Origin of the sequence: Methylobacterium sp. NEAU K (assembly GCF_030700285.1) — a bacterium.
Lineage (GTDB): Bacteria > Pseudomonadota > Alphaproteobacteria > Rhizobiales > Beijerinckiaceae > Methylobacterium.
The window spans coordinates 1-25,757 of record NZ_JAUYZJ010000038.1 but is presented as its reverse complement, the minus strand read 5'-3'; the positions used below and the strand labels follow the sequence as shown (position 1 = coordinate 25,757).

Below are 25,757 nucleotides of genomic sequence, written 5' to 3'. Positions count from 1 at the left end.
GCGGAGTCCAGGGACGGGCCCGCCCTCAGGCGGCCGGCTCCGACGCGATGGCGAACAGGGCGGGCCGCCCGGACGGCGCGGCGTCCGGCACCGGGACGGCCCGGACGCCCGGCGGCAGCGGGCCCCCGAGCAGGTCCAGGAAATCCCCCGAGGCGGCGATCTCGATCTCGGCCGCCTTGGCCCGGCCCTCGAGGCGCGACAGGGCGTTCATCGCCGGGCCCAGCACCGTGTACTCGGCCCGCACGCCGTCGTCGAACACGCCGACCAGGAGGTCGCCCGCATGCAGGGCGACCACGACCCGCAGGGTGAACAGACCGTCCGCCGCCCGGGCGGCGTTGAGGGCGGCGATCCGGTCGTGGATCGCCAGGGCGCAGGTGAGCGCCGCCTGCGCCTGCGCGTCGGGGCGGCCGACCACGAACTGCACCAGCACCGCGTCGCCGACATACTTGTCCACGAGGCCGCCCTGCTCCGCCACCGCCGCCTGCGCGGCCGCCCGCACGGCGAGCAGGGCCGCCACCATCGCCTCGGGCGGGTGCTCGCGGCTCAGCCGGGAGAAGCCGCGGATATCGAGGACCATCAGGCAGGCGTGGCGCCGGTGCGCGCCCCGGGCGGAAAACGCGTCCTCGCCGGCGAGGTCGAGGGCGACCGCATCGGGCACGAAGCGCGCCAGCCGGGCGCGCTCATGCTCCATGCGCAGCGCCCGCGCCACCGCGTCGCGCAGGCGGGTCACGCCGTCGACCACCAGGAGCCCCGCCGCCACGAAGGTGGCGAGCCCGGTGATCTGCGCGGTCGGGAAGGTGTCCGGCCCCGGGAACAGCTCCGGATGCGCCAGCCCGACCAGGAAGGCCGCGCTCCAGCACGCCGTCACCAGCGCGCAGAACAGCACCGTCTGCGCCACCCGCATGCTCAGGCCGGTCTGGAGCAGGAGCAGGAAGGCCGGCAGCCGGCTCACCGCGTCGGCGCCGAGGCCCGCCCCGCCGCCGGCCAGCATGTGCTCGATGATCACGTAGACGGCGAGCCCGGCATTGAGCAGGGTCCCGGCCCAGCCATAGGCGGTGGCGGACGGCCCCTCGCCCCGCTCTCCCAGCCCGAACCAGACCGTCCCGAGGCCGTAGAGGCCGAGGATGATCCAGTGGCTGAGGGCGTGCAGCGAGCCGTCATAGGCCTGGGCCGCCATCAGCAGCACCAGCACGATGACGATCCGCAGCCCGAGCAGGCGCAGGCCGCCGCCCGCCCGCATGGCCCGCAGCACCGCGGCGTCGTCCCGGTCCGCCTCCGCCTTGCGCGCGGCGGATTCCCGCGCCGTCCGGAGGGCGGGAACGGCTCCGGCCTCGGGGGGTGACGCGCTCTTCGGCGCGGGCTCCGCCGACTCGGTCGCCACTTCGTCGCAGAGCGCTCTTCGGGCCCCGCCCGAGGCCATCACCCGCTCCGGCCGAGGCGCCGCGCCGCACCGAAGCGGTTGAGGAAGCGCGGCTCCTTCTCGGGGGCGATCCGCACCGCGAGGTGCAGGGTGCCGTCGGCCTCCGACCGGCGGTCGAGGATCTCGGCGTTCTCGTAGAGCCAGTTGAGCGCCGCCCCGTCCTCCGGCGGCAGCGACACCGCGAAGCTGGCGCGATGGCGGCCGATCCGCGCCTCGATCCGGGCCGTGAGGGCGGAAAGCCCTTCCCCGGTGAGCGCCGAGACCAGCACCGGCGCGGCGCTGTCGCGGTCGTTGCGGGCCTTGGCCTGGCCGCTGAGGTTCATGAGGCGGTTGCGCTCGTCGGCGTCGAGGAGGTCGGCCTTGTTCCAGACCTCGATGATCCGCTCGGCCGTGGTCTCGATGCCGAGTTCGCGCAGCACCTCGCCGACATCCTCCGCCTGCGCCTCGGAATCGACGTGGCTGACGTCGCGCACGTGCAGGAGCACGTCGGCCTCGATCGCGTCCTCCAGGGTGGCCCGGAAGGCCGCGATCAGCGGCGTCGGCAGGTCGGAGATGAAGCCCACCGTGTCCGACAGGATCACGGTCTCGCCGTGGGGCAGCTTGGTCGCCCGGGCGGTGGGGTCGAGGGTGGCGAACAGCATGTCCTTGGCGGTGACCTCGGCCTGGGTCAGGGCGTTGAACAGGCTCGACTTGCCGGCATTGGTGTAGCCCACCAGCGCGACGATCGGGTACGGCACCCGGGCCCGGCTCTGCCGGTGCAGGCCGCGGGTGCGCACCACCGCGTCAAGGTCGCGCTCGATCCGGGTCATGCGCTCCTGGATCATGCGCCGGTCGGCCTCGATCTGGGTCTCGCCGGGGCCGCCCAGGAAGCCGAAGCCGCCGCGCTGGCGCTCCAGGTGGGTCCAGGACCGGACCAGGCGGGATTTCTGGTAGGCGAGGTGCGCGTGCTCGACCTGGAGGGTGCCCTCCCGGGTCGAGGCGCGCCGCCCGAAGATCTCCAGGATCAGGCCGGTGCGGTCGATGACCTTGGCGCCCCAGGCCTTCTCGAGGTTGCGCTGCTGCACCGGCGAGAGGGCGCAGTCCATCACCACGAGGCCGATATCCCGGGCGCGGATCAGCCCGGCGATCTCCTCGACCCGGCCCTTGCCGAGATAGGTCGAGGGCCGGATGCGCGGCAGGCTGACCGCGAGGCTCTCGATCACGTCGAGCTCGATCGCGGCGGCGAGCCCGGTCGCCTCGTCGAGGCGCGCCTCGACGGAGCGCGTCGGCGCGGCGGGACCGTGTCCGGGGCCGCCCGTCCCGCGCGCCGGGTAGGGCCCGATCACCAGGGTGTGGGTCGCCGCGGCGATCTCCCCTTCGGGGGCGGCCTGCGCCTGGAGGCGGGCTTCGCCGGACGTCAGCGTCTCGCTCATGCAGCCTTTGACACCGCCGGATCGCCGGCGGCTTCGTTCGAGAGATCGGATCCGACAGAATGGGGATGCGGGCGGGCCGGGCCAAGGCTTGAGGCGGGGAACAGGGCAGATATCCGCACGGCCCGCGTACGGTCCACCGCGGTCACGCATCGGGCGGGATCTGGCGCGATGCGCCCCCTCTCCCGTGCGGGAAAGGGTCGGGGTGAGGGAGGAGACGCCTTGGGACTGAGCACGCCATCGACGCGCGTTCGGCGCGAGCCTCTTCCGGGAAGGTCGCACCCCTCGGCCTATCCCTCTCCCTTCAGGAAAGGGGGACCCGCGTTCCATCCTGGATCCCTATCGCCGGACCCGACGTGCCCTCCGCTGGGGCCGCTCACGCCTTCTCGGCGGTCTCGTCCGGCTCGAACAGCTGCACCGGATGGCCGGGCATGATCGTCGAGATCGCGTGCTTGTAGACGAGCTGCGAGTGGCCGTCCCGGCGCAGCAGCACGCAGAAATTGTCGAACCAGGTGACCACGCCCTGGAGCTTGACGCCGTTCACGAGGAAGATGGTCAGCGGGATCTTGTTCTTGCGGACATGATTGAGGAACGTGTCCTGAAGGTTCTGTGCGCGTTCGCCCGCCATCTTCTTTGCCTTCTTGTTGTCCCGGCCCGATCAGCCCGGAATCGATACGCCACGCGCGGGATCGTCCGATCATCCCGCGCGCGACCGTGTATACAGCATGACCGCGCGAAAGCGTGGGCGCAAGCAAGGCCCGGCCGGTCCGATCCGTGACGGATCGGCGCCCCTCTCACGGGCCGATGCCGAGGGATTTCAACTTGCGGTGAAGGGCCGAGCGCTCCATGCCGATGAACTCGGCGGTGCGCGAGATGTTGCCCGAGAACCGCGCGATCTGCGCCACGAGGTACTCGCGCTCGAAGATCTCCCGCGCCTCGCGGAGCGCCAGGCTCATCAGCTTCTCGCCGCCCGCGCCCCCCGGGGTGGTCGGCACCAGGGCGCCGATCTCGGAGGGCAGCATCTCGGAGGTGACCTCCTGGTCCGGGTCGGCCTGGGTGAGGATCATCAGCCGCTCGACGTTGTTCTTGAGCTGGCGGACGTTGCCCGGCCAGTTGTGCGACTGAAGCACCGCCATCGCGTCCTCGGCGATCACCCGCTTCGGCAGGCCGGTCTGGGACGAGATGTTGTCCATGAAGAACTGGATCAGCTCGGGCACGTCCTCCCGGCGCTCGGACAGGGCCGGCACCCGGATCGGCACTACCGAGAGCCGGTGGAACAGGTCCTCGCGGAAGCGGCCCGCGGCGATCTCCTCCTGCAGGTCCCGGGAGGACGACGAGATGATCCGCACGTCGACATGGACGCGGGTCGTGCCGCCGACCCGCTGGAAGTTCTGGTCGACCAGGACGCGCAGGATCCGGTTCTGGGTCTCGCGCGGCATGTCGGCGACCTCGTCGAGGTAGAGGGTTCCGCCATGGGCCTCCTCCAGGGCGCCGACACGCCGGCCGGTCTCGCCCTCGACGCCGAACAGCTCCGCCTCCATGGTCTCGGGCAGGATCGCCGCCGCGTTGAGCAGCACGAACGGGCCGCTCGCCCGGGCCGAGGCCTTGTGCAGGCTGCGCGCGGCGAGTTCCTTGCCGGAGCCCAGCGCCCCGGTGATCATCACCCGGGCGTTGGTCGGCGCCACCCGGTCGAGGGTCTGGCGGAGCTGGTTGATCGCGAGCGAGCCGCCGACGATGCGGTTGGCCGTCCCCGAGCGCGCCGTCAGGTCGCGCACCTCGCGCCGGAGCCGCGAGGCTTCCAGCGCCCGCTCCGCCACCAGGATCAGCCGGTCGGCCTTGAACGGCTTCTCGATGAAGTCGTAGGCCCCCGCCTTGATGGCCGAGACCGCGGTCTCGATGTTGCCGTGGCCCGAGATCATCACCACCGGCAGGTCGGGATTGGCCGCCTTGATCAGGTCGAGCACCTGCAGGCCGTCGAGCCGGGAGCCCTGCAGCCAGATGTCGAGGAACACCAGGTGCGGGCGCCGCGCCTCGATGGCGGCCAGCGCCTCGTCCGACCCGCCGGCGGTGCGGCAGCGGTGGCCCTCGTCGTCGAGGATGCCCGCCACGAGGTCGCGGATGTCGGCCTCGTCGTCGACAATCAGGATATCGGCGCTCATGCGTGCATCTCCGCGATCCGGGGGGCCGTCGGTGCGGCGCCCTTCTCCTCTGTCGTGACGGGACTGGTCTCGGGGGCCGCCGCGGACGGCTCGGGCCCGTGCTCGCGCGGGACCCGCATCCGCACCTGCCCGCCGCGGCCGGCGGGGTTGTCGTTCAGCTCGATCCCGCCGCCGTGCTCCTCAAGCACCTTGCTGACGATGGCAAGCCCCAGCCCGGTGCCGCCCTCGCGCGTCGTCATGTAGGGCTCGAGCAGCCGCTGGCGCCCCTCGACCGGAAAGCCCTTGCCGTTGTCGGTGACGCTGATCACCGCGAAGCCGTCCTCGACCGCGAGGTTCAGGGCGATCTTGCCCTTGCCGAGCTCGGCCTCGGGCACCTCGGCCACCGCCTCGACGGCGTTCTTCAGGATGTTGGTGATCACCTGCGACAGGAGCCTTATGTCGAAGGCCGCCACGATTTTTTCCGCGGCGCCCGCCCCGCCCTGGGCCGAGAACGCGAAGTCGATGTCGGGGTGCGCCACGCGCATCATGAACAGGTTCTGCTTGGCGATCTCGGTGAGGTCGTTGGGGGCGATCGCCGGCTTCGGCATCCGCGCGAAGGCCGAGAACTCGTCGACCATGCGCTTGATCTCGTCCACCTGGCGCACGATCGTGGCGGTGCACTGGTCGAACACCTCCTTGTCGGCGGTGATCACCTTCCCGTATTTCCGCCGGATGCGCTCGGCCGAGAGCTGGATCGGGGTCAGCGGGTTCTTGATCTCGTGGGCGATGCGGCGGGCCACATCCCCCCAGGCCGAGCTGCGCTGGGCCTGGACGAGGTCGGTGATGTCGTCCAGCGTCACCACCGAGCCGCGCGATGTCTCCTGGGCCTGCTCGCTCGTCACCCGCACGGTCACGGTCCGCTCGCCCCGCGACCGGGTGAGCTGGAGCTGCTGCTGCAGGGCGCGCTGGCGGCTCTCGCTCTCGGCCAGCACCGGGGCGAGCTCCGGCACCGCGCGGGCCAGCGACTGGCCGACGAGGGCGTCGCTCTCCAGGTCGAGCATCCGCTCGGCGGCCGGGTTGGCGATGGTGACGAAGCCCGCCGCGTCGAGGCCGATCACCCCGGGCGAGACCCCCGACAGCACCGCCTCGGTGAAGCGGCGGCGGGTGTCGATCAGGTCGTTGGCGGCGATCAGCCCGGCATGCTGCCGGCGCAGCTCCTGCGTCATCTTGTTGAAGCTCTCGCCGAGATGGGCCAGGTCGCCGCTGGTCTTCTTGGTGGGCACCTGGGCGTAGAAGTTGCCGGACGCGACCTGGTCGGCGGCGTTGATCAGCCGCCGGATCGGCGCGACGAAGCGGTTGGCGAAGTTCATGCCGAACCACACCGCCGACAGCAGCGCGATCAGGGCGATCAGCAGGAACACCGACGCGAAGGTGATCTGGATCGAGCGCCGGAGCGAATCGTAGGTGAGGTACTCGGCCGCCGCCGCGCGCGAGACCCCGGGGAAGTCGATGGCGAGCTGGCTGACCTCCCGCTGCACCATCAGCACGGCGTCGTCGTAGGCCGGCATCCGCAGGAGCGCGGCGAAGACCCGGCCCTCGGAGGGCAGCAGGCAGATCGGGTCGGCCGATTTCGCCGCCTCCTCGAAGGCCGCCGCCGAGGGCAGGCGCACTTGCTTGAGCACGTCGATCTTGGCCCGGGCGACCACGTCGGTGGGGCCGCGCATGATCTGCGCCACCGGCAGGCCGAGGTTGGTCGCCCGGGTGGTCAGGAAGCTCTCGAACCAGGCCCGGTCCACGTCGAAGTTGGGGCGCGCGCGGGTGAGGTCGTCCACCAGGATGCGGATCTCCCGGGCGAGCGACTGGCACTGGTTCTCCTGATACGCGTCGGCGACCTCGACGGATTTGAGCACCACGTCGCGGACCCGGTCGGTGAAGCCCAGCGACAGGCCCCGGTCGATGGTCACCGAGGCGACCACGGCCAGGAGCACGGTGGGCAGGATCGCGATCAGCGAGAACAGGCCGACGATGCGCGAGTGCAGGCGGGCGACCGCCGCGTTGGCCTTGCGGGCGTGCAGGAAGACCCGCGCCTCCCAGGCGATCACGAAGGCGAGCCCGAGCACCAGGACGGCGTTGATGGCGAGCAGCGTCACGCCGTAGGCCGGCGTCGGCGTCACCCGGATCACGCCGGCGAGGATCAGGAAGGTCGCCAGCGCCGAGATCAGCGCGGTCACCACCACGGCGGCGCCGATCCAGCCCGGCCCGCGCGGCCCGGGCCGCAGCGAATCCGCCAGCGTCCTCGGCTCCGCGGCCGGTGAATCCTGGCCCGCCTCCTGGCTCGAACCTCGGCTCGACATTTGGCCGACCCCCGCGCCGACCGACGTGGCAGGCGAGCGGGCAGCCCCGTCGGGGTCCGGCGCGGTGCCTTCCACAGGCGGTGAGCGTCGCAGGAACGGCATGACTGGTGCAGGGCCACAACAGTGTGGCGGAATTAATACGAATGGAGCGCTGGGGTGAAACCGGCGGCGCCCCAATCCGCCGCAGAGGGCCGCGCTTGACCGGGTCGGCGCAGGGCCGTACCCCCGCCCGCGGAGGCGAACGGGGTCTGGTGGCCCCCCTGGTCTTCAAAACCAGTGGTACGCCAACAGCGTACGGTGGGTTCGATTCCCATCCGCTTCCGCCAGATCAACCTTTGGGCCCTCTTGGTCTCTCTCGGGCCAGCGCCTGTCAGCGGCGGCCTCGTGCCGCATGTCCTGCCGACGCGCTCGATCGCGCGGTGTTCGGGTGCGCGTCCTTGAGGGGCGTCCCGATGTGACGCGGCCCGGGACCGCCTCGAAGACGGCGCAGTGGCCGGGTTCCTGAAGGATCAGGCCGGCGAACCGACGCCTCGCGTCAGGGCATCGCCACCGCACAGGCGCCTGTCTCGCGATCGCGGCGAGACCAATGGCGACCGGGCTGTGCCGCCGGGCCTGCGCGCCGTTCCAGGAGGCTTGTGGCCTCGACCCGCGTGTCGGGTGTCCTCCGCGGGCGGCCTGGGGCTGCGGATGCGCGACCGGGATGTGCGAAGCGTGATGATCCGGCAATCAGCCCCGATCCTGGCATTCTCCCGGCGGCCTTGCGCTGGATCAACGACCCTCTCGTCGAACTGGAAAGACTGCGGAGGCGGCAGGGATTTCGATCCTGAGCCTCACGGCATCCGGCCGATGGAGATTTCCGTGATCGCAAGACGCTATCTATTCTGCGTTCCGAGCCACAGGCGCGTCAGCCGCCTGCCCCGCTGGAGGTCGTTGAAGACGGCGCGGCAATGGATCGCCGCCCGTGCGGATCGGGAACGCGCGCGAACGGCTCAGGGCCCGATGGACATTCACAGGCTGATGGTCGTCGTCCAAATGGCCGCCAACCGCGGGTTCGGTGCAAACGAGGGATCGACGGCTCACGCGCCGTCCCTGAAGGATGTGGCGTGATGGTCGCTTCGCTGGCGTTCCGGGCCTGACGCGCACGGCCGTCCAGGCGGTACGGTCGCGTCTCCCTGCGCAGGGGGCGGGAGTCCGGCCGGGAGTCGGCCGGGGTTCGGCTGACGCGAGGCCTGCGGGGCCGCAGGGCCGCTCCCGTCCTCGGGCTGTCCTCCGTGGCCGCCGGGTCGACCCCGCACCACGCTCAGGGACCCGAGCCGAAGCCGACGGGCCGGCAAGCCGGCCCCGGGGGGCCGGTCGTACAGGATCCCGGTCGGCCGAGACCGTTCAGGATGCGAGGATGAGGTCGCTTTCCCGCGCGGCGCGCTCGCCGCCCGCCGACCGGATCCGGTAGGAGGGCTCACCGGACCGGTCATCCGGCAGCAGCCGAACGACCTCGAACAGGCCGTCGAGCGTGCTCTTGCTGCCGACGTAGCTGAGCCCTGGCTGCCGGACGTTTTGACCGATTTTGAACTTGTGAGACATCTGCCGTCCTCCAGGGGGTGGGGTCTTGCGGGCCGGGCCCGGCCTAGCGGTGGGCCCGGGCCTTGCGGGCGGCGAAGCGTGCGTCGCGCCCGGCCTTCTGCTCGGCCGCGAGGGCGGCCTGCCGCTCCGCCTTCTCGGCAGCCGCGCGGGCGACCTCGGCCACCGCACGCTCCCGCCCCGCAACGGCCTCGGCCTCCTGCTGTGCCTCGGCCGCGACACGGGCGGCTTCCCGCTCGGTGGTCCGAACCGCGCGCGCGTCGACGACGGCTTGCCGCACCGCCTGCCGCTCGAGGACGACGGGGTCATCCGCGGCGGGCCGTGCCCGGAACCGGTCGAGTGTGGCCTGCCGCGCCTTCGCGACGGCCTCGAGGCGATCGACCAGCTGGTTGGCTTTGAATTGACCCACGGACACTCCTCATGCGCACCGTGGCCCGGTGCGGGCGGTGAGAAACAGATGAAGCCGTTCCGGAGGGAACGGCTTCGAAACCCGTCACAGGACGACGAGCGAGGGTTCAGGCGGATTGAAGACTGCCGGCCGACTGCTTGCCGCTGCGGCGGTCGGTCTCCAGCTCGTAGGAGAGCTTCTGGCCTTCGATCAGATTGCGCATGCCAGCGCGCTCCACAGCCGAGACGTGCACGAACACGTCCTTGCCGCCATCGTCAGGCTGAATGAAGCCGAAGCCCTTGGTCTCGTTGAACCACTTAACGGTGCCGATGCTCATAGATATTCCATATGTTTAGGCAATCGAATAGGTCGAGCGCATGCACCGCACGCGCTCGTTCGCTGGTCGTCGAAAGTGGGAGAGATGCAGAGCGCTCGCCCTGTTCAGGCGAGACGGCCGAATATCTGGCCAAAAATCGATCCGTGATCTTTACGCCCTCGGCGGCGTAATCGCAAGCACGAATCCGATTCGGCGAGAAATTGATCTGCGGCGCTGGCGAAAATAAACCCGTCGGGATGATCTTTCAGAGTATAAATAGAAGGGCTCGAGCCCCTGTGGTAGACGGCGCGGGGCGATCTCTGCAACGGCGCGGGGGCACAAGGCCGTGTCCGCTTCACGCGGACGCGGCGCAAGGGCGGCCGCACCATCGGCAGCCTCGTCCATCCCTCGCTGTCGGCGGTCTGTTCCCGGTCCGGGGAGCGGGTGGCCGTCTGCCGCGGGCGCCTTCGGGAGCGCCCCACGAAGCGCCCGCTGCGCCGTCGCGCTCAGAGAGAGAGAACGCCCGGTGATCGGGAGTTTCGTGAGAAGCTCTGAATGGCCGTCGGCCCGAAGCCGGCCTCTGACCGGACAGCCGCCTGCGGGTCAGCGACGTCGCCCGATCCGAAGATTGTTGGCACTCTCGCACGTTGAGTGCTAAGATGCAGTCGACGCGGTGCCGGTGAGTCGGTTCGCCGTCGCCGTTCCCGCAACCGCTCGGCCATATCGGCGCGAGCGGCGCAGGCGGGATGATCAGGATCGCACGATGACATTCCGCCCTCTGCACGACCGCGTGGTGCTCCGCCGCATCGAGGGCGAGGAGAAGACCAAGGGCGGCATCATCATCCCCGACACCGTCAAGGAGAAGCCGCAGGAGGGCGAGGTCGTCGCCGTCGGCCCCGGCACCCGCGACGAGGCGGGCAAGATCAACCCGCTGGACGTGAAGCCCGGTGACCGCGTCCTGTTCGGCAAGTGGTCCGGCACCGAGGTCAAGATCGACGGTCAGGACCTCCTGATCATGAAGGAATCCGACATCCTGGGCGTCGTCGCCTGAGCACGGCCGCATAGGGCGATTCGGATCGGGCTCCCGGTCCGGCATCCTCGTCACCGCCGAACCGGCGCCCCGCTTCGGCGAAGGACGCCGAGGCGCTCAGGCCGCCCGCGGTCCCGAACCACGACCTGCCCTTCGAGGCGCCCGCTGTGGCGTGCCTCGGGGCCGAACGACAGAAGATGAGACCCACCCCATGTCCGCTAAAGATGTCCGCTTCTCGGTCGATGCCCGTGACAAGATGCTGCGCGGTGTCGAGCTGCTCGCCAGCGCCGTCAAGGTGACGCTCGGCCCGAAGGGCCGCAACGTCGTCATCGAGAAGAGCTTCGGCGCGCCGCGCATCACCAAGGACGGCGTCACCGTCGCCAAGGAGATCGAGCTCGTCGACAAGTTCGAGAACATGGGCGCCCAGATGGTGCGCGAGGTGGCCTCGAAGTCGAGCGACATCGCCGGGGACGGCACCACCACCGCCACCGTGCTGGCGGCCTCCATCGTGCGCGAGGGCGTGAAGTACGTCGCCGCCGGCATGAACCCGATGGACCTGAAGCGCGGCATCGATCTCGCGGTCGCCGCGGTCGTGCAGGATATCGGCGGCCGCGCCCGCAAGGTCGCCTCGTCCGAGGAGATCGCCCAGGTCGGCACGATCTCCGCCAACGGCGACAAGGAGATCGGCGAGATGATCGCCCATGCCATGCAGAAGGTGGGCAACGAGGGCGTGATCACGGTCGAAGAGGCCAAGACCGCCGAGACCGAGCTCGACGTGGTCGAGGGCATGCAGTTCGACCGCGGCTACCTGTCCCCGTACTTCATCACGAACGCGGAGAAGATGGTCGCCGAGCTCGAGGACCCCTACATCCTCATCCACGAGAAGAAGCTGTCCTCGCTCCAGGCGATGCTGCCGGTGCTCGAGGCGGTGGTGCAGACCGGCAAGCCGCTCTTGATCATCGCCGAGGACATCGAGGGCGAGGCGCTGGCCACCCTGGTGGTGAACAAGCTGCGCGGCGGCCTGAAGGTCGCGGCCGTGAAGGCGCCGGGCTTCGGCGATCGCCGCAAGGCGATGCTCGAGGACATCGCGATCCTGACCAAGGGCCAGATGATCGCCGAGGACCTCGGCATCAAGCTCGAGAACGTGACGCTCGACATGCTCGGCCGCGCCAAGCGGGTGCGCATCGAGAAGGAGAACACCACGATCATCGACGGCGCCGGCGAGAAGTCGGACATCGAGGGCCGCATCTCGCAGATCAAGGCACAGATCGAGGAGACCACCTCGGACTACGACCGCGAGAAGCTCCAGGAGCGCCTGGCCAAGCTCGCGGGCGGCGTCGCGGTGATCCGCGTCGGCGGCTCGACCGAGGTCGAGGTCAAGGAGAAGAAGGACCGCGTCGACGACGCGCTTCACGCCACCCGGGCGGCGGTCGAAGAGGGTATCGTCCCCGGCGGCGGCACCGCGCTGCTGCGCGCCAAGGCGGCTGTTCAGGGGCTCTCGAACGACAACCCCGACGTCCAGGCCGGCATCAAGATCGTGCTGAAGGCCCTTGAGGCCCCGATCCGCCAGATCGCCCAGAACTCGGGCGTCGAGGGCTCGATCGTCGTCGGCAAGATCCTGGCCAACGCGTCGGAGACCTACGGCTTCAACGCCCAGACCGAGGAGTATGTCGACATGCTCCAGGCCGGCATCGTCGACCCGGCCAAGGTCGTGCGCGCCGCGCTTCAGGGGGCTGCCTCCGTCGCGGGCCTTCTGGTGACCACGGAGGCGATGATCGCCGAAGCGCCGCGCAAGGAGGCGCCCGCCATGCCCGGTGGCGGCGGGATGGGTGGCATGGGCGGCATGGATTTCTGACCCGGACATCGCATGCAGGCCGCCTTCCGACGAGCCGCCCCGCGGGGGGGGGCTCGCCGGAAGGGGCCGGGGCGAGGCCACCACCCTTCGCCCCTCGATCCCGGCATTCCCGTCGCGATCGCGGTGACCCCGACGCCTTGGCGGCCGCGCCAGCATCCGCAGCGCTGCGGATGCTGGCGCGTTGAACCTCCTGCTGGCCGGAGATCTCCATGACCGCGCGCGTCGATCCGGGTTCGCACATCGTCTCGGTCGGCCGCGCGCCGTTCAAGACGGGCGCCGCCGTGCTGGTCCTGGTGGCGACCATCGGGGCGCCCGCCGCGGCCTGGGCCTGGGGCGTTCCCGGATGCACCAACCTGCCCGAATACAATCGCGCTCTGGGCGCGCTCCAGGGGATGACCAGCGCCTGCGACATGACCGTCGAGGAGGCCCGGCGCGTCGTCGCGGCGCATGACGGCGTTCCCGTCGTGGAACAACCGGCCGCGCCGGCACCCCGGCTGCAGGACCGGCGTCACCGGGTCCGGTCGGACCACGTGCCGAAGCCGCGTCGGCGCCCTCCCCGCCCGGACGGACGCCGTAGCCCGGCCCGCTAGCAGGCCATGGGCGGCACGCGGCGCCACCATGCGTGCGCCTGCTCGTAGCGGTGCGCGACGCGCAGCAGCAGATCCTCGGCGAAGGGCCGGGCTGCGATCTGGAGGCTGATCGGCAGCCCGCGCCGGTCGAAGCCGCAGGGCAGCGCGATGGCCGGTAGGCCCGTGAGATTGAACGGATAGGTCAGGCGCCAGGAGGCCGCCAGCACGCTCTCCGGCCGCCCCGCGATCGCGACGGTCGCCTCGTCCGCCCGCCAAGCGGTGAGCGGCGTCGTCGGGCCGACGATCACGTCCGCCTCGGCCAGAACGGTCGCCATCTCGGCCATGATCACGGCGCGGACCTGCTCGGCCTTCAGGTAGTCCGGGGCGGTCACGAACCGGCCCATCTCCACGAGGTCGCGGACGTCCTCGGCGAAGCCCGCCACGTGGCCGCGCGCGATGCTGCGGTCGTGATAGGCCGCCGAGGAGGCGAGCTCGATCGCGAAGATGGCGCCGAGCCCGTAGCGCAAGGCCGGCACCGTGGCGTCCCGCACCGCGCAGCCCTGGTCGGCGAAGAAGCGGATCGCGTTCTCGATGGCGCCGCCCACCGCATCGTCGACCGCGTCGAAGACGTGGTTGCGGATCACCGCGACCCGCAATCCGCGGACCGGCCGCTCCAGCCCGGCCAAGTAGTCGGGAACCGGGGCCGCGCTGGCGGCGGGATCATCCGGGTCCGGACCGGCCAGGACCTGCAGCAGCCGGGCCGCGTCAGCCACCGTCAGGGTCAGCGGTCCGGCATGGTCGAGGGACCAGGAATGCGGCACGATGCCGGACCGTCCGATCCGCCCGTAGGTCGGCTTGAGGCCGACCACGCCGCACAGGGCGGCCGGGATGCGGATCGAGCCGCCCGTGTCCGAGCCGAGCGCCGCGGGGCAGAGCCGAGCGGCGACCGCCGCCCCCGAACCGCCGCTCGAGCCGCCGGGCACCCGCGTGAGATCCCACGGGTTGCGGGACGGCGGCGTGACGGTGCCCCAGGCGAATTCGTGCATGCGGAGCTTGCCGATCACCACCGCGCCCGCCGCGCGCAGCCGCGCGACGCAGTGGCTGTCCTCCATCGGGAAGGTCAGGGCCTCGACCGCGGTGCCGGCCCGCGTCGGCAGGTCCCGCGTCGTGTAATTGTCCTTGATGGCGATCGGGATGCCGTGCAGCGGGCCCCGCACCCCCGTCCGGGCGATCTCGGCATCGGCCGCGCGCGCGTCGTCGAGGGCCGTCGGGGACACGTGGACGAAGCTCTCGAGCCCGCCGTCGAGACGCTCGATCCGCGCCAGGAAGGCCCCGACGAGTTCGGCGCTGGACACGCGCCGCGCGCTGATCTGCGTGGCGAGCGCCCCGATCGGCATCTGCCAGAGGGCGTCAGTCATGGGGCTTCCGTCGATAGGGCAGGTTCGGATCGAAGACGACCGGCGGATGGATCTGGGACAGATCGAGGGCGCGCAGCGTCTCGATCTCCGCGAGCACGGGCCCGAACTGCGCGAGCAGGTGGGCGATCCGCCCGGGCTCGCTGCGCAGGCCGATGACCTCCCGCATCAGGTCGAGCGCGCCCTCGGGCTGCGCGCCCAGCCGCCGGTCGGGAGCCTCGAGCAGCATCGCGGCCACGTCGTCCGGCAGGGCGCCGGCCGGCCCGGTCTTCTTCGGCATGCCGGCCACGAACGGCGCGAGCTGCCGGCGGGCGACCGTGAGCACCCGGCGCAGCTCCGCGACGGGGGCGGTGTGCTCGTCGACGCGCAGATCGAGCAGCGGGTAGTCCTCCTCGGCGACGATCCGGAGCGCCGCCGACTGCTTGCCGCGCTTGTCGCCGCCCGCAGCGTCGCCGGCTTCCAGCGCCCGCATCAGCCGCTCGTCGAGATCGGACGCGGCGCTGCCTTCGAAGGCCTGCGCCATGGCGTCGAGCACGTCCGGGCCGGTGAGCATGTTGCCCTGCACGGCGTAGCCCGCGCCGGTGCGGTGCCCGGCCTGGACGGTGCAGCCCGCCCCGGTCCAGGCCGCCGCGGCCCCCCGCGCGTCGACGAGGCCGAGCTGGCGCAGGTCGGCACGGTCGTCGGTGGCCAGCGCCGAGGCGAGCGCGGCGTCGGGGGACTGACCCTCGGCCAGCCGGTCGAGCGCCCGGGCGGCGAGGTAGGGATTCACCCAGGCTTGGGTCGATGCGGCTCCGACGCCCGCCCGCAGGGCGGGGCAGAGGCCGCCCACGGCCGGGACCGCGGTGGCGACTGCGACCCCGAGCTGCCCGGTCCGGGGACAATGGGCGGCGATGGAGAAGGTGTTGAGCTCCGGCATCCTCGTGTCCGGCATCCTCGTGTCCGGCATGGGTCACACCGCCAGGTGGTCGACGACCCGGGCCCGGGCCTGCGGGGCCTTGGCGGGGCCCCTGTCGACGATCTCGCCGAGCTTGAGGACGGCGTAGCTGTCGGCGAGGGCGAGGGCGAAGGCGACGTTCTGCTCGACCACCAGCATGGACAGGCCGGACGCGCGCTCGGCGAGGAGGACGTCGCGCAGGCGATCGATCATCGACGGCTGCACCCCCTCGGAGATCTCGTCGATCAGCAGGAGCCGGGGCCGCAGCATCAGGGCGCGCCCGAGGATCAGCATCTTCTGCTCGCCGCCCGAGAGCGTGCCGGCGCGCTGGGAGAGCCTGTCCTTCAGGAACGGAAAATGCCCGACGATGCGGCCCAGCGCCTCCGGGAGCTGCCGGTCCGACGGCACCGCGAGGCGCAGGTTGTCGCGGATCGAAAGGTCCTGGAACAGCGGCTGTTCCTGGGGGGCGTAGCCGACGCCGAGCGCGACGAGCTTCGCCGGCGACAGGCCCGCGCCGGGCTGCCCGTCGATCGCGATCGAGCCGCCGCGCAGCGCCACCATCCCCAGGGTGGTCTTGAGCAGGGTGGTCTTCCCCATGCCGTTCTTGCCCAGCAGCGCGACGATCTCGCCCGGCCGCACCGACAGGGTCACGCCCTTCACGATCGCGACCGCACCGTATCCGCTCGATACCGCCTCCAGGGCGAGCGCGCCGCCCGCCGCTCCGGTCCGCCGCGCAGCCTCAGGCATGGACGCCTCCCGCATAGATGGTCCGGACCAGCTCGGAGCCGACGACCTCCTCGACCGTGCCGTCGAGCACCAGCCGGCCCTGGTGCAGCACCACGATCCGCGACGAGATCTGGCGCACGAAATCGAGGTCGTGCTCGACCAGCACGGCGGCGATGCCGAGCTCGGCGGTCAGCGCCTTGAGGACGGCGCCGATGGTGGTGCGCTCGGCCTTGGTGAGGCCGGCGGTGGGCTCGTCGAGCAGGATCAGCCGGGGCTCGAGGGCCACCACCATGGCGAGTTCCAGGGCCTGCTTCTGGCCGTGGGACAGGAGGCGCGTCGGCTGCGCCAGCAGGCGGTCGAGCCCCGTCATCCGGAGCACGTCCAGGGCCGCCTGCGGCAGGCCGAGCGTCGCGTCCTGTCCGACCGGGTTCAGGCCGTCATGGGGCGCGCGCGCGAGCCGCAGGCAATCCGCCACCGAGAGGCTTTCGAACACGCTCGCCACCTGGAACTTGCGCCCGACGCCGAGGCCGACGATCCGGTTGGGGGTCAGTCCCCGGGTCGGGACGCCGCCGATGGCGATCGCGCCGCGGAACGGTTCGGTGCCGTCGCTGAGGCAGCGCATCAGGGTCGTCTTGCCGGCGCCGTTGGGGCCGACCAGGCTGACGAGCTCGCCCGCCCGGATCTCGAGGTCGATGTTCTCCAGCACCGTGAGGCTGCCATACGACTTGGCGAGGCCCTCGACCCTGAGGGCGGGGGCGTCCGGGGCCGCCGCGGCGCTGCCGGGGGCCTGCGCGACGAGGCGCGGGACCGCCCCCTGTGGGCGGCCGACCGGAAGCACGCCCCACAGGCGGCGGACGAGGTCGGCGAGGCCGCCCGGCAGCAGGATGATGATGGCGACGAAGGCCGTCCCCAGGAGGAGCTGCCAGAGGAAGGGCAGGTCCCCCGAGAGGTTCGCCGCGAGGTAGTCGATCGCGACCGTGCCGAGGACCGGGCCGAGCAGCGTGCCGCGGCCGCCGAGCGCGACCCAGATCACCAGTTCGGTCCCGAACAGGAAGCCTGCATTCTCCGGCGCGACCACCCCGGACGCGTTGGCGAACAGGAACCCCGCGAGCCCGGCCACGCCGGCGAGCGCCGTGGTCAGCAGGATCTGCAGGCGCCTGGGGTTGAGGCCCAGATAGGCGCAGCGCGCCTCGTTGTCCCGCAGGGCGACGAGCGCGCGCCCGGCATCCGCCCGGACCAGGATCCAGGCCGCCAGCGTGACCGCGATCAGGAACAGGGCCGCCAGCCGGAAGAAGCCCTCGATCTCGAAGGGCAGCACGTCGAAGCCGACCAGGCCGCTGCTGGATCCGGTCCATTCCCCGCCGGAATAGATCAGCTGCGTCACGACGATCGGGACGACGAGCGAGATCACCGAGGCGTAGAGCGGCGTCGAGCGGTGATAGAAGGACAGCCAGCCCACGGCGGCGCCGAGCAGGGCCGGTGCGGCCAGAGCGGTCGCGACGGCGGCCGAGAACCCGAGCGGCGTCGCGCCGTAGGTCCCCAGGATCATCGCGGCGGCGTAGGCGCCGACGCCGAAGAAGGCGGCCTGCCCGAAGGTGAGGATGCCGGCGAACCCCCAGAGCAGGTCCACCGTGACGGCCAGCACCGCGTAGATCATCGAGCGGGTCAGCACGTTGACCGCGAAGGTGTCCAGGAACAGCGGCGCCACCCAGAGCGCCATGGCGGCGAGTGCGGCGACCACGAAGGGGGCTGCGCGCGCGAGGCGTGGGCGGCCATCCGCGGCGGCCCGCTCGGCGGCGGGGACGGTATCAAGCACGGGAGAAGCCTTTCGGGCTGACGCGCAGCACGAGGGCGGCGAGCACGGCGACCGCGATGCTGCCGAGGATCGGGCTCACGAAGGTGCTGATCAGCACCTGGGCGGCCCCGAACACGAGGCAGGCCGCCGCCAGGGCCAGGAACGACGCGTCGGCGACCATCACCAGCATGAAGGCGCCGATCAGCCAGGAGACGCCCATGTTCGGATCGACGCTGGTGAGCGGCGTCAGGAGCACCCCCGCCAGCGCGGCGAGGCCGGCACCGATCATGAAGACCACGAGGCGCACGCGCGTCGTGTCGATGCCGAGGCTCCGGGCGAGCGTCGCGTTCATGATGACCGCCCGCGCCGAGAGCCCGAGGCGCGTCCGCTCGATGGTCAGCGCGAACAGGGCGCCGATGACGAGCGCGATGCCGAGGGCGACGAGCCGGTAGGCGGAATAGTCGACGCCCAGGACCGCGACGGTTCCCGGAAGGAGGTTCGGGGTGAGCTGGACGTCGCGGCCGAAGCCGAGGGTGATGAGCTGCCCGACCACGATGCCGAGCCCCCAGGTGGCGAGGATCGCGTCGAGGGGCCGGCGATAGAGGGGGCGGATGATGAAGCGCTCCGCCAGGCCGCCGAGTGCGGCGCCGACCAGGAACGCCAGCGGCAAGGCGGCCCAGGGGTTCAGCCCGAGCTTGGCGGTCACCACGGCGCAGTAGGCGCCGATCGTGAGCCAGGCCCCGTGCGCGAAGTTGATGATCTTGAGCACGCCGAAGATCGCCAGCAGGCCGATCGCCACCACGAAGAGGATCGCCGCGGTCGTCAGGATATCGAGGATGAGCAGCATCGCGCCTTCCGGTTGGGACGGGGCCGGACCTCGGCCGGTCGGCGCGCCACCGAACCGAATTCCGTTCGGCGGCGCGCGTCAGGGCCTCAGAGCTTCGGGCATTGCGCGCCGGGATCGACGTTCTTGAAGGTCCCGACGACCTTGACCGCTCCGTCGCCCTGGATCTGGCCGAGATACATGGTCAGGGGGGCGTGGTGCTGCTTGCTCATGCTGATCGTGCCGCGGGGGCCGGTCACGCTCACGCTCGGCAGCGCCTCGAGGACCTTGGCGGTCTCGGTGCCGCCGGCCTTCTCGACCGCGGCCTTGTAGAGGTAGATCGCCTCGTATTCGGGCACGGAGAGGTCGTTCGGCGTCCGCATGCCGGAGCCGAACTTCTTCTCCATCGCGGCCAGGAAGGTCTTGTTCTGCGGGCTGTCGATCCCCGTGACGTAGGAGGCCGAGAGGTAGACGTCCTTGGCGTCGGCGCCCATGCTCTTGGCCGTCCCCTCGTCGAGGGCGAGGTTGGCGAAGGGCAGGGACACGCCCGCGCCGCGCAGCTGCTTCGTCAGCGTGACGTTCGGTGCGCCGCCGGCCGTGGAGGTGATCAGCGCGTCCGGCTTGGAATCCTTCAGCTTGGAGATGATCGCGGTCCAGTCGCTGCCGTCCATCGGCAGGTATTCCTCGCCGATCACCTTGCCGCCGGTCTTCTCGATGTAGCTTCGCGCGAAGCCCAGCATGCCGCGGCCGAAGGCGTAATCGCTGCCGATCAGGAAGTAGGTCTTGGCGCCCTTCTCCTTGGCGAAGGCATCGACCACGGGCGGCACCTGCTGCTCCGGCACCCAGGCATCCACGAACAGGTTCTTGTTGCAGGACCGGCCCTCGTAGAACGAGGTGTAGATGTACGGGACGCGGCCCTTGGTGACGGCGGGCAAGCCGGCGTTGCGGGCCGCGCTCGTCTCCATCGAGATCAGGACATCGACCTTCTTCTGGTAGATCAGCCCGTCGAAGGCCTTCTGGGCGCCGGCGGCTCCGGACGCATCGTCGGCCACCTCCAGGACGAGCTTCCGGCCGAGCACGCCGCCGGCGGCGTTGATCTCCTCGACCGCCAGTTCCGCCGACTGCACCACCGAGGGGGCGACGACGCTGTTGGCCCCCGACAGGCCGACCGGGACGCCGATGACGATCGGCTTGCTGTCGGCGGCTTGCGCGGCCGAAGCCGCGAGCGCAAGCGCGGCGACGGTGCCGATGAGGTGAGACTTCGACATGGACGGGCTCCTCGAGACAGGCATGTTCACGGTGGGGTGTGGTTCTCAGTCTTCGATGTCACGCGCTCGCTGGTGCCGGGCCGGCATCCGGTCCGGCGGCGCGCGCTCTAGCCGTAGATGTCGCTGCGGCGGTCGCGCAGGACGGAGTTGAACTCGTTGAGGTCCTTGCGGCCGGCCTCCGCGAGGTCGATCACGGCCGAGATGGTCTCGGCCCGGTCTCGGCTCGCCGGGCCGGCGAGCGGCCAGCCCTTGGGGCCGATGATCAGGCTCTGCCCCTCGAAGGGCTGGCCCCGCTCGACGCCGACCCGGTCGGCGCAGGCGATGAAGATGCCGTTCGAGTGGGCGGCGGCGCGATGCAGGGTGTTGGCCATGGCGGCCTCCCCCGCGGGCTGATCGGGCATCGGCACCCAGTTGGTCGGGACGCACACGATCTCCGCGCCGCCCAGCGCGAGCTGGCGGAAGGTCTCGGGGAACCAGCCGTCGTAGCAGATCGCGACGCCAACCTTGCCCAAAGCGGTCTCGAAGACCGGGAAGCCGAGATCGCCCTTGGCGAAGAACACGTTCTCCCGATGCCACAGATGCGCCTTGCGGTAGGTGCCGATGTAGCCGTCCGGCCCGGTGATCAGGGCCGCGTTGTAGAGGGCGTCCCCCGCGCGTTCCGCGATTCCCGCGACGATGTGCACGCCGAGTTCCGCGGCGAGCGCCCCCCAGGCCCGGGCCGACGGTCCGTCCGGCACCGGCTCGGCGAGCGCGGCCGCCTCCTCCCGAGACGCGAACACGTAGCCGGTATTGGCGAGTTCCGGCAGGACGATCAGCCGGCTGCCGGCAGCGGCGGCCTCGCGAATGAGCTCAGACGCGCGCGCGAGATTGGCGTCGACCGCCCCGATCTGCGGCTCGAACTGGATGCAGGAGACCCGTAATGGCGGGCGCGCGGGACCGTTCGCTTGGATCATGATTGCTCCAAAACGCAAAAAGCCCCTGGCTGCGGAAGTCATCCGCGTACCAGAGGCTACAAAGCCGAGATGTAATGCAGCAATCCTGCTGCGGGGCAGCCCTGCCCAACAACCCCACGATACCCGCCGAGAGACGGTCCGCAAGACCATAATTGCGGCATGCTGCTGCGATCAGGTCTTTTCCGCCAACGCGATGCGCAGGCCGAGACCGCTCATCGCCTCGTGCGCCGCCACCACGCTCTCGGCGACGCTCGCCATCGGCACGCGGGCGGCGGTGGCCCGGTCCCGCAGCAGCCTGTAGGCGGCGTCCTCGTCGATCCCGTTGAGCTCGACGAGCAGACGCACCGCCTTCTCGACGGTGCGGCGGCCCTTCATGGTCTCCTCGAGCCGGTGGATCTTGCTGACCAGCCGGCCCTCGTAGCCGCGCCGGTATCGGGCGAGGGCGAACTGGGTCAGCACGCCGCGCGGGTGAAGCGGCTTGTTCAGCACGCCGTGGGCGTTGACGTCGGCGATCGCCTTGAGCGAGGTCGGGCTCTCGTAGGCCACGATGGCGATGACGGCGGGCTCGATCTCCTCGATGGAGGGCAGGAGATGCATCACCTGCGCGTCGTCGAGCTGGATGAACAGTGTGTCGATGTCCGGCGGCAGGGCGGCCGGCGGCGGCCAGGCGAGCGAGACCGCGCAGCCGAGGCGGCGCAGCTGTTCCATGAGGGACGCGCCCTCCTCGTCCCGGGGGTGGATGACGAGCGCGCGCGCCCGTCTCAGATCATCCAGGATCTTGCGGGCTGGCGCAGTCACGCGGCGAGGCCCTCCTCGAGCCAGTTCGTCTCGAACCGGGACCACGCCAGGTAGGGATCGGGCCGCACCGGCCGGCGCGCCCGCCAGACGACGTCGAACTGCCCGTCGGCGCGGGCGACGCCGATGCCGGGGGTGAGCCAGACATGCCGCGTCTCGCCGTCGAAGGCGAGTTCGCCCTCCGGCGCCACGATGCGCTGCCGCAGGGCCGCCGCGCCGAGGCGCTCGGCATCGAGCGTGCCGGTCTCGGCGAGGGCGCGGGCGAAGAGATGCACCTGCGCGTAGGCGGTCTCCGACCACATGCTGGTCGGCCGCTCGGCCCCGAACCGGGCCTTGAAGGCCGCCACGAAGCGCCGGTTCTCCTCGCTCTTGAGGTCCGCGAAATACGGGGCCGCCAGGATGTGGCCGGTGCAGCGCTCGGGACCGATCTCCCGGATCTGCCCCTCCGACAGGGTCAGGCTCGCGATCGGGCAGCGGGTGCGGCCGGTCCCGGATTCCGCGTAGGCCCGGTAGAGCCGCTCGGCCCCGCGCCCGACCACCGTCGAGAACACGGCGTCCGGCGCGACATGCCGGATCTCGGCGATCATCGCCCGATGGGCCGCGTCGTCCGCGTCGAGGGGCGTGTAGAGTTCGCCGACGATCGTCCCGCCCTTCGCCTCGATCAGGTCGCGCATCACCCGGTTCGACTCGCGCGGGTAGATGTAGTCGGATCCGATCAGGAAGATCCGCGAGCCGTGCGCCTGGAGGAGAAAATCTGCGAGGGCGAAGACATTCTGGTTGAGGGTCGCACCGGTGTAGATGACATTCTCCGAGTATTCGAAGCCCTCGTAGATCGACGGATACCAGAGCAGGCCGTTGTGCCGCTCCACCGTCGAGAGCACCGACTTCCGGCTCGCCGAGAGCGAGCAGCCGAACACCACCTCGACCCCGTCCTCGCCGAGCATCCGCCGGGCGAAGGTGCGGTAGGCGTCGTTGTCGCCGGCCGGATCGTAGCAGATCGGCTCGATTGGGCGCCCGAGCACGCCGCCTCCCGTGTTGATCTCCTCGATGGCCAGGGCGGTGCCCAGGAAATGCTCGGTCTCGGTCACACCGCTCACGCCGCTGCGGGAGAACAGGACGCCGACCCGCCACGTCGCTTCATCCCTGGCCGCCATCAAAGCCCTCCACGATCGCCGCAGCGGCCCGATCCGGGCCGGCTGCGGACACTTCCTGAGCCGACGGGCAGCACGCAAGGCGGCCGACGCACCTTCGTGGCGGCGATCGAGGGCGGCCCGGATCCCCGTGCGGGCTGATATCCGCTTCGGACGGCGGACCGGAAGCCCGTGAACGGGAGGGCTGCACACAAACCGGCGATCGGGCGATCGGGTTCGAGCGGGCGCGTGCGGACCTCCGCATCGTTCTTCAGACGCGACAATCTCCATCGTTGCGGTTCTGCTCCGGTCGGCCCGCCAGCAAGACCGAGGCTTCGGGGTTGCGGGTTCCGGCATAGGACCGCCGTGCCAGACGCATCCGGAGCCCCCCGGCGCCGGCGAGGTCCCGCCTCTGTCCGCGCTGCCGGGAACGCACAGGCGGCCTGGCTCAGCACTCCGGAAGGTTCACCGCGAGCCCGGCCAGGCTCGTTTCCTTGTACTTGGCGCTCATTTCCTCGCCGGTCTGCCGCATCGCCGCGATGCAGTTGTCCAGCGGCATGAAATGCGAACCGTCGCCCCGCAAGGCCAGGGACGCGGCCGCCACCGCCTTCATGGCGCCGATCCCGTTGCGCTCGATGCAGGGTACCTGCACCAGGCCGCCCACCGGGTCGCAGGTCATGCCGAGGTGATGCTCCAGGGCGATCTCGGCGGCGTTCTCGATCTGGGTGGCGGTGCCCCCGAGCACGGCACAGAGGCCGGCCGCCGCCATCGCGCTGGCCGAGCCGACCTCTCCCTGGCAGCCGGCCTCCGCCCCGGAGATCGAGGCGTTGTGCTTGATCAGGCCGCCGATCGCCGCCGCCGTCAGGAGGAATTCCGGGATCCGGGCCGGGTCGGAACCGATGCAATGGTCGACGTAGTACCGGATCACCGCCGGAACCACGCCGGCGGCGCCGTTGGTCGGCGCGGTCACGACCTGGCCGCCGGCCGCGTTCTCCTCGTTGACCGCCATGGCGTAGACGCTCAACCAGTCCGCCACGACGTGCGGTTGCGCCGTGTTCGAGCCCTGTTCGCGGTCGAGCTGGTCCCGGATACGCTTGGCCCGGCGCCTGACCCGGAGACCGCCGGGCAATTCGCCCTCCCGGGACAGCCCGCGCTCGACGCACGCGTTCATGGCCCGCCAGATGCGGGCGAGCCCCGCATCGATCTCCGCCTCGGAGCGGCCGACCGCCTCGTTCGCGCGCTTCATCGCGGCGATCGACAGGCCGCTCGCGCGCGCCATGCGCAGCATCGCCGCCGCGGTCTCGAACGGGTAGGGCCAAAGAAGCGGATCCGCGGCCCCGGTGGGCGGCGGCAGGTCGGCCGCGCGCTGGGCCGCGGTGACCACGAAGCCACCGCCGATCGAGTAGTAGATCTCGGACAGGACGGGGACGCCCTCGGGGTCCAGCGCCGTGACGGTGAGCCCGTTCGCGTGGCCGGGCAGCGGCGGCCCGTAATCGAACACGATCGCCGTCGCGGGATCGAAAGCGAGGACCGGCAGGCCCGCCGGAGCGAGCCGCTTGCTGGCGCGCAGGTCCTCGAGCCCGCGCTCCGCGTCGTCCATCGCGATATCGGCGGGCCGGAAGCCGAGAAGACCGAGCGCCACCGCCCGGTCGGTGGCGTGGCCCCGGCCGGTGAAGGCCAGCGAGCCGTGCAGTGTCACCCGGAGTGCGGCGGCCGCGCCGCGCCGGTCCTGCGCGCGCAGGAGATCCAGGAAATCAGCGGCCGCCGTCATCGGCCCCATCGTGTGGGACGAGGAGGGCCCGATGCCCGGCTTGAACACATCGAAGACGCTCAGAAACATCGGTTCCGCCTGCTCCGGCCGCGGCGTCCCCCTGCGAGGGGATTGCGGTCGCTTTCCCTGACGCCAGCCTCGGCATCGAGGCGGATGGACATTGGAAGAAACGCGCCAGGCGCCGACGGGGCGCGTGTCGGGGCAAAGGCCGGCCGCGTTCCGCCCCGTCGGACATCGCCCATGCGGGCGCTGGTCTCGATGCACTTCCTTGCGCCGGACTGGTGTCCGGATCGGTGGGGAGTCCGACGTCGGGTTGCACCGCACCGCCAGGCGCCGCCGGGAACACGGCTACAGGGCTCGTGTCGGTCGCCGGATCCTTTTTGCGAGGCGCGACGATGTCGGAAGCCGCCAGGAAGACCGATCCGGCGCTGTGGGGCGCGGTCAAGCACCGGCTACGGAACTCGGACAAGGGCGGCAGGCCCGGTCAATGGTCGGCCCGCGAGGCGCCGATGGCGACCGCCGAATACGAGAAGGAAGGCGGCGGCTACGCCGGCAAGAAGGGGCCCGACAACCCCCTGCAGCAATGGACCGGCGCGGCGTGGGGCACGAAGTCTGGCGCGGCGAGCGGGACCTGCCGAGGAAGGCCCGCGAGAGCCTGGCCGACGCGGAATACGCGGCCAGCCCGCGATGCGTCCGACCCATCGCGGGCCGCCGATATCGGAAACGAAAACGTCCCGGGATATGCTCCCGGGACGTTCCTCGACCAAGCGGCCAGTCTGATCGGGCTGGGGATGCTCAGGTCAAGCGGGGTTGCAGGTCGGACTTAGTACGATCCGAACTTGTAGTTCAGGCCTGCGCGGACGACGGCGAACTCGTCGCTGCGGCGTCCGATGCCGCTGTAGACGACGGGGAAGTTATTGGCGGCGTTGATGACGAACGCGCCCTGGTTGCGGGTGTTGCGGTCGAGGTTGACGTAGAGGCCTTCGACCTTGAGCGTGACGGCGCTGGAGCGGAAGAAGTTCAGGAACGAGTCGGTGGGGAGGGCGTACTCGATGCCGCCGCCGACCGCGTAGCCGGTGCGGAAGCTGTC

21 protein-coding genes, 1 tRNA gene and 1 pseudogene are annotated in these 25,757 nt (G+C 71.0%); 4 read left to right on the top strand and 19 right to left on the bottom strand.

Annotated elements, in window-relative coordinates; genetic code table 11:
- Positions 1–25 precede the first annotated feature (25 nt).
- The 5 genes from Q8W67_RS22900 to Q8W67_RS22880 all read right to left on the bottom strand — a co-directional run bounded on the left by Q8W67_RS22900 (position 26) and on the right by Q8W67_RS22880 (position 7,321).
- Positions 26–1,420 (bottom strand): adenylate/guanylate cyclase domain-containing protein, encoded by a 1,395-nt coding sequence (locus Q8W67_RS22900; RefSeq protein WP_305550097.1) that lies wholly within the window; start codon positions 1,418–1,420, stop codon positions 26–28.
- Entirely contained in the window at positions 1,420–2,832 is a 1,413-nt protein-coding gene (gene hflX / locus Q8W67_RS22895; RefSeq protein WP_305550096.1) for a GTPase HflX, read from the bottom strand. Before hflX ends, Q8W67_RS22900 begins: the two co-directional genes overlap by 1 nt.
- 373 nt (positions 2,833–3,205) lie before the next feature.
- Positions 3,206–3,457 carry an RNA chaperone Hfq gene (hfq, locus tag Q8W67_RS22890; protein ID WP_007563033.1) on the bottom strand — a complete coding sequence of 84 codons (252 nt, stop codon included), beginning with the start codon at positions 3,455–3,457 and terminating at the stop codon, positions 3,206–3,208.
- Positions 3,458–3,623: 166 nt separating this feature from the next.
- Entirely contained in the window at positions 3,624–4,988 is a 1,365-nt protein-coding gene (locus Q8W67_RS22885; protein ID WP_305550094.1) for a sigma-54 dependent transcriptional regulator, read from the bottom strand.
- The gene (locus Q8W67_RS22880; protein WP_370693937.1) at positions 4,985–7,321 is read right to left on the bottom strand and encodes an ATP-binding protein; all 2,337 of its coding nucleotides are present in this window, start codon (positions 7,319–7,321) and stop codon (positions 4,985–4,987) included. The genes Q8W67_RS22885 and Q8W67_RS22880 overlap by 4 nt, the downstream gene beginning before the upstream one ends.
- Before the next feature lie 233 nt (positions 7,322–7,554).
- Between Q8W67_RS22880 and Q8W67_RS22875 the strand changes: the two genes are divergently transcribed.
- A tRNA-Sec gene (locus Q8W67_RS22875) sits at positions 7,555–7,647 on the top strand.
- A 1,057-nt stretch (positions 7,648–8,704) separates the two neighbouring features.
- On the opposite strand, the gene Q8W67_RS22870 is transcribed toward Q8W67_RS22875, so the two are convergent.
- From Q8W67_RS22870 to Q8W67_RS22860, 3 genes are all read right to left on the bottom strand, one after another.
- The gene (locus Q8W67_RS22870; protein ID WP_305550090.1) at positions 8,705–8,902 is read right to left on the bottom strand and encodes a hypothetical protein; all 198 of its coding nucleotides are present in this window, start codon (positions 8,900–8,902) and stop codon (positions 8,705–8,707) included.
- 43 nt (positions 8,903–8,945) lie between these two features.
- Positions 8,946–9,308: a DUF6481 family protein gene (locus Q8W67_RS22865; RefSeq protein WP_305550088.1), complete on the bottom strand. Its 363-nt coding sequence runs from the start codon at positions 9,306–9,308 to the stop codon at positions 8,946–8,948.
- Positions 9,309–9,414: 106 nt separating this feature from the next.
- A complete protein-coding gene (locus Q8W67_RS22860; RefSeq protein WP_305550086.1) occupies positions 9,415–9,624 on the bottom strand; it encodes a cold-shock protein in 210 nt (69 codons plus the stop codon).
- 742 nt (positions 9,625–10,366) lie between these two features.
- Here Q8W67_RS22860 and groES point away from each other — a divergent pair.
- The 3 genes from groES to Q8W67_RS22845 all read left to right on the top strand — a co-directional run bounded on the left by groES (position 10,367) and on the right by Q8W67_RS22845 (position 13,078).
- The gene (gene groES, locus Q8W67_RS22855; RefSeq protein ID WP_305550084.1) at positions 10,367–10,654 is read left to right on the top strand and encodes a co-chaperone GroES; all 288 of its coding nucleotides are present in this window, start codon (positions 10,367–10,369) and stop codon (positions 10,652–10,654) included.
- Between the two features lie 190 nt (positions 10,655–10,844).
- On the top strand, positions 10,845–12,488 hold the full coding sequence (groL, locus tag Q8W67_RS22850; RefSeq protein WP_305550082.1) for a chaperonin GroEL: 1,644 nt from the start codon (positions 10,845–10,847) through the stop codon (positions 12,486–12,488).
- 209 nt (positions 12,489–12,697) lie between these two features.
- On the top strand, positions 12,698–13,078 hold the full coding sequence (locus tag Q8W67_RS22845; protein ID WP_305550080.1) for a hypothetical protein: 381 nt from the start codon (positions 12,698–12,700) through the stop codon (positions 13,076–13,078).
- Here Q8W67_RS22845 and Q8W67_RS22840 read toward each other — a convergent pair.
- The 11 genes and pseudogenes from Q8W67_RS22840 to Q8W67_RS22785 form a co-directional block, all read right to left on the bottom strand.
- Entirely contained in the window at positions 13,075–14,475 is a 1,401-nt protein-coding gene (locus Q8W67_RS22840) for an amidase (protein ID WP_305550079.1), read from the bottom strand. The two genes, Q8W67_RS22845 and Q8W67_RS22840, sit on opposite strands and share 4 nt — an antisense overlap.
- The gene (locus tag Q8W67_RS22835) at positions 14,468–15,403 is read right to left on the bottom strand and encodes a DUF1028 domain-containing protein (RefSeq protein WP_305550078.1); all 936 of its coding nucleotides are present in this window, start codon (positions 15,401–15,403) and stop codon (positions 14,468–14,470) included. Before Q8W67_RS22835 ends, Q8W67_RS22840 begins: the two co-directional genes overlap by 8 nt.
- 18 nt (positions 15,404–15,421) lie before the next feature.
- The gene (locus tag Q8W67_RS22830) at positions 15,422–16,153 is read right to left on the bottom strand and encodes an ABC transporter ATP-binding protein (protein ID WP_305550077.1); all 732 of its coding nucleotides are present in this window, start codon (positions 16,151–16,153) and stop codon (positions 15,422–15,424) included.
- Positions 16,146–17,948, bottom strand: a complete 1,803-nt coding sequence (locus tag Q8W67_RS22825) for an ATP-binding cassette domain-containing protein (protein ID WP_305550076.1) — start codon at positions 17,946–17,948, stop codon at positions 16,146–16,148. The genes Q8W67_RS22830 and Q8W67_RS22825 overlap by 8 nt, the downstream gene beginning before the upstream one ends.
- Positions 17,941–18,774, bottom strand: a complete 834-nt coding sequence (locus Q8W67_RS22820) for a branched-chain amino acid ABC transporter permease (RefSeq protein ID WP_305550075.1) — start codon at positions 18,772–18,774, stop codon at positions 17,941–17,943. Before Q8W67_RS22820 ends, Q8W67_RS22825 begins: the two co-directional genes overlap by 8 nt.
- 86 nt (positions 18,775–18,860) lie before the next feature.
- Positions 18,861–20,018, bottom strand: a complete 1,158-nt coding sequence (locus Q8W67_RS22815; RefSeq protein ID WP_305550073.1) for a substrate-binding protein — start codon at positions 20,016–20,018, stop codon at positions 18,861–18,863.
- Positions 20,019–20,125: 107 nt separating this feature from the next.
- Positions 20,126–20,971, bottom strand: a complete 846-nt coding sequence (locus Q8W67_RS22810; RefSeq protein ID WP_305550072.1) for a nitrilase family protein — start codon at positions 20,969–20,971, stop codon at positions 20,126–20,128.
- Between the two features lie 171 nt (positions 20,972–21,142).
- Positions 21,143–21,769, bottom strand: a complete 627-nt coding sequence (locus tag Q8W67_RS22805) for an ANTAR domain-containing response regulator (RefSeq protein WP_305550071.1) — start codon at positions 21,767–21,769, stop codon at positions 21,143–21,145.
- Entirely contained in the window at positions 21,766–22,920 is a 1,155-nt protein-coding gene (locus Q8W67_RS22800; RefSeq protein ID WP_305550070.1) for a transporter substrate-binding domain-containing protein, read from the bottom strand. Before Q8W67_RS22800 ends, Q8W67_RS22805 begins: the two co-directional genes overlap by 4 nt.
- Positions 22,921–23,344: 424 nt before the next feature.
- A complete protein-coding gene (locus Q8W67_RS22795) occupies positions 23,345–24,736 on the bottom strand; it encodes an L-serine ammonia-lyase (RefSeq protein ID WP_305550068.1) in 1,392 nt (463 codons plus the stop codon).
- Positions 24,737–25,490: 754 nt separating this feature from the next.
- A pseudogene (locus Q8W67_RS22785) lies at positions 25,491–25,757 on the bottom strand (porin family protein); the annotation flags it as partial.

Excerpts from the sequence above, each read along its gene's own strand:
- Q8W67_RS22900 (WP_305550097.1), bottom strand. The coding sequence starts at position 1,420 with ATGGCCTCGGGCGGGGCCCGAAGAGCGCTCTGCGACGAAGTGGCGACC.
- hflX (WP_305550096.1), bottom strand. The coding sequence starts at position 2,832 with ATGAGCGAGACGCTGACGTCCGGCGAAGCCCGCCTCCAGGCGCAGGCC.
- hfq (WP_007563033.1), bottom strand. The coding sequence starts at position 3,457 with ATGGCGGGCGAACGCGCACAGAACCTTCAGGACACGTTCCTCAATCAT.
- Q8W67_RS22885 (WP_305550094.1), bottom strand. The coding sequence starts at position 4,988 with ATGAGCGCCGATATCCTGATTGTCGACGACGAGGCCGACATCCGCGAC.
- Q8W67_RS22880 (WP_370693937.1), bottom strand. The coding sequence starts at position 7,321 with ATGTCGAGCCGAGGTTCGAGCCAGGAGGCGGGCCAGGATTCACCGGCC.
- Q8W67_RS22870 (WP_305550090.1), bottom strand. The coding sequence starts at position 8,902 with ATGTCTCACAAGTTCAAAATCGGTCAAAACGTCCGGCAGCCAGGGCTC.
- Q8W67_RS22860 (WP_305550086.1), bottom strand. The coding sequence starts at position 9,624 with ATGAGCATCGGCACCGTTAAGTGGTTCAACGAGACCAAGGGCTTCGGC.
- groES (WP_305550084.1), top strand. The coding sequence starts at position 10,367 with ATGACATTCCGCCCTCTGCACGACCGCGTGGTGCTCCGCCGCATCGAG.
- groL (WP_305550082.1), top strand. The coding sequence starts at position 10,845 with ATGTCCGCTAAAGATGTCCGCTTCTCGGTCGATGCCCGTGACAAGATG.
- Q8W67_RS22845 (WP_305550080.1), top strand. The coding sequence starts at position 12,698 with ATGACCGCGCGCGTCGATCCGGGTTCGCACATCGTCTCGGTCGGCCGC.
- Q8W67_RS22840 (WP_305550079.1), bottom strand. The coding sequence starts at position 14,475 with ATGACTGACGCCCTCTGGCAGATGCCGATCGGGGCGCTCGCCACGCAG.
- Q8W67_RS22835 (WP_305550078.1), bottom strand. The coding sequence starts at position 15,403 with ATGCCGGACACGAGGATGCCGGAGCTCAACACCTTCTCCATCGCCGCC.
- Q8W67_RS22830 (WP_305550077.1), bottom strand. The coding sequence starts at position 16,153 with ATGCCTGAGGCTGCGCGGCGGACCGGAGCGGCGGGCGGCGCGCTCGCC.
- Q8W67_RS22820 (WP_305550075.1), bottom strand. The coding sequence starts at position 18,774 with ATGCTGCTCATCCTCGATATCCTGACGACCGCGGCGATCCTCTTCGTG.
- Q8W67_RS22815 (WP_305550073.1), bottom strand. The coding sequence starts at position 20,018 with ATGTCGAAGTCTCACCTCATCGGCACCGTCGCCGCGCTTGCGCTCGCG.
- Q8W67_RS22810 (WP_305550072.1), bottom strand. The coding sequence starts at position 20,971 with ATGATCCAAGCGAACGGTCCCGCGCGCCCGCCATTACGGGTCTCCTGC.
- Q8W67_RS22800 (WP_305550070.1), bottom strand. The coding sequence starts at position 22,920 with ATGGCGGCCAGGGATGAAGCGACGTGGCGGGTCGGCGTCCTGTTCTCC.
- Q8W67_RS22795 (WP_305550068.1), bottom strand. The coding sequence starts at position 24,736 with ATGTTTCTGAGCGTCTTCGATGTGTTCAAGCCGGGCATCGGGCCCTCC.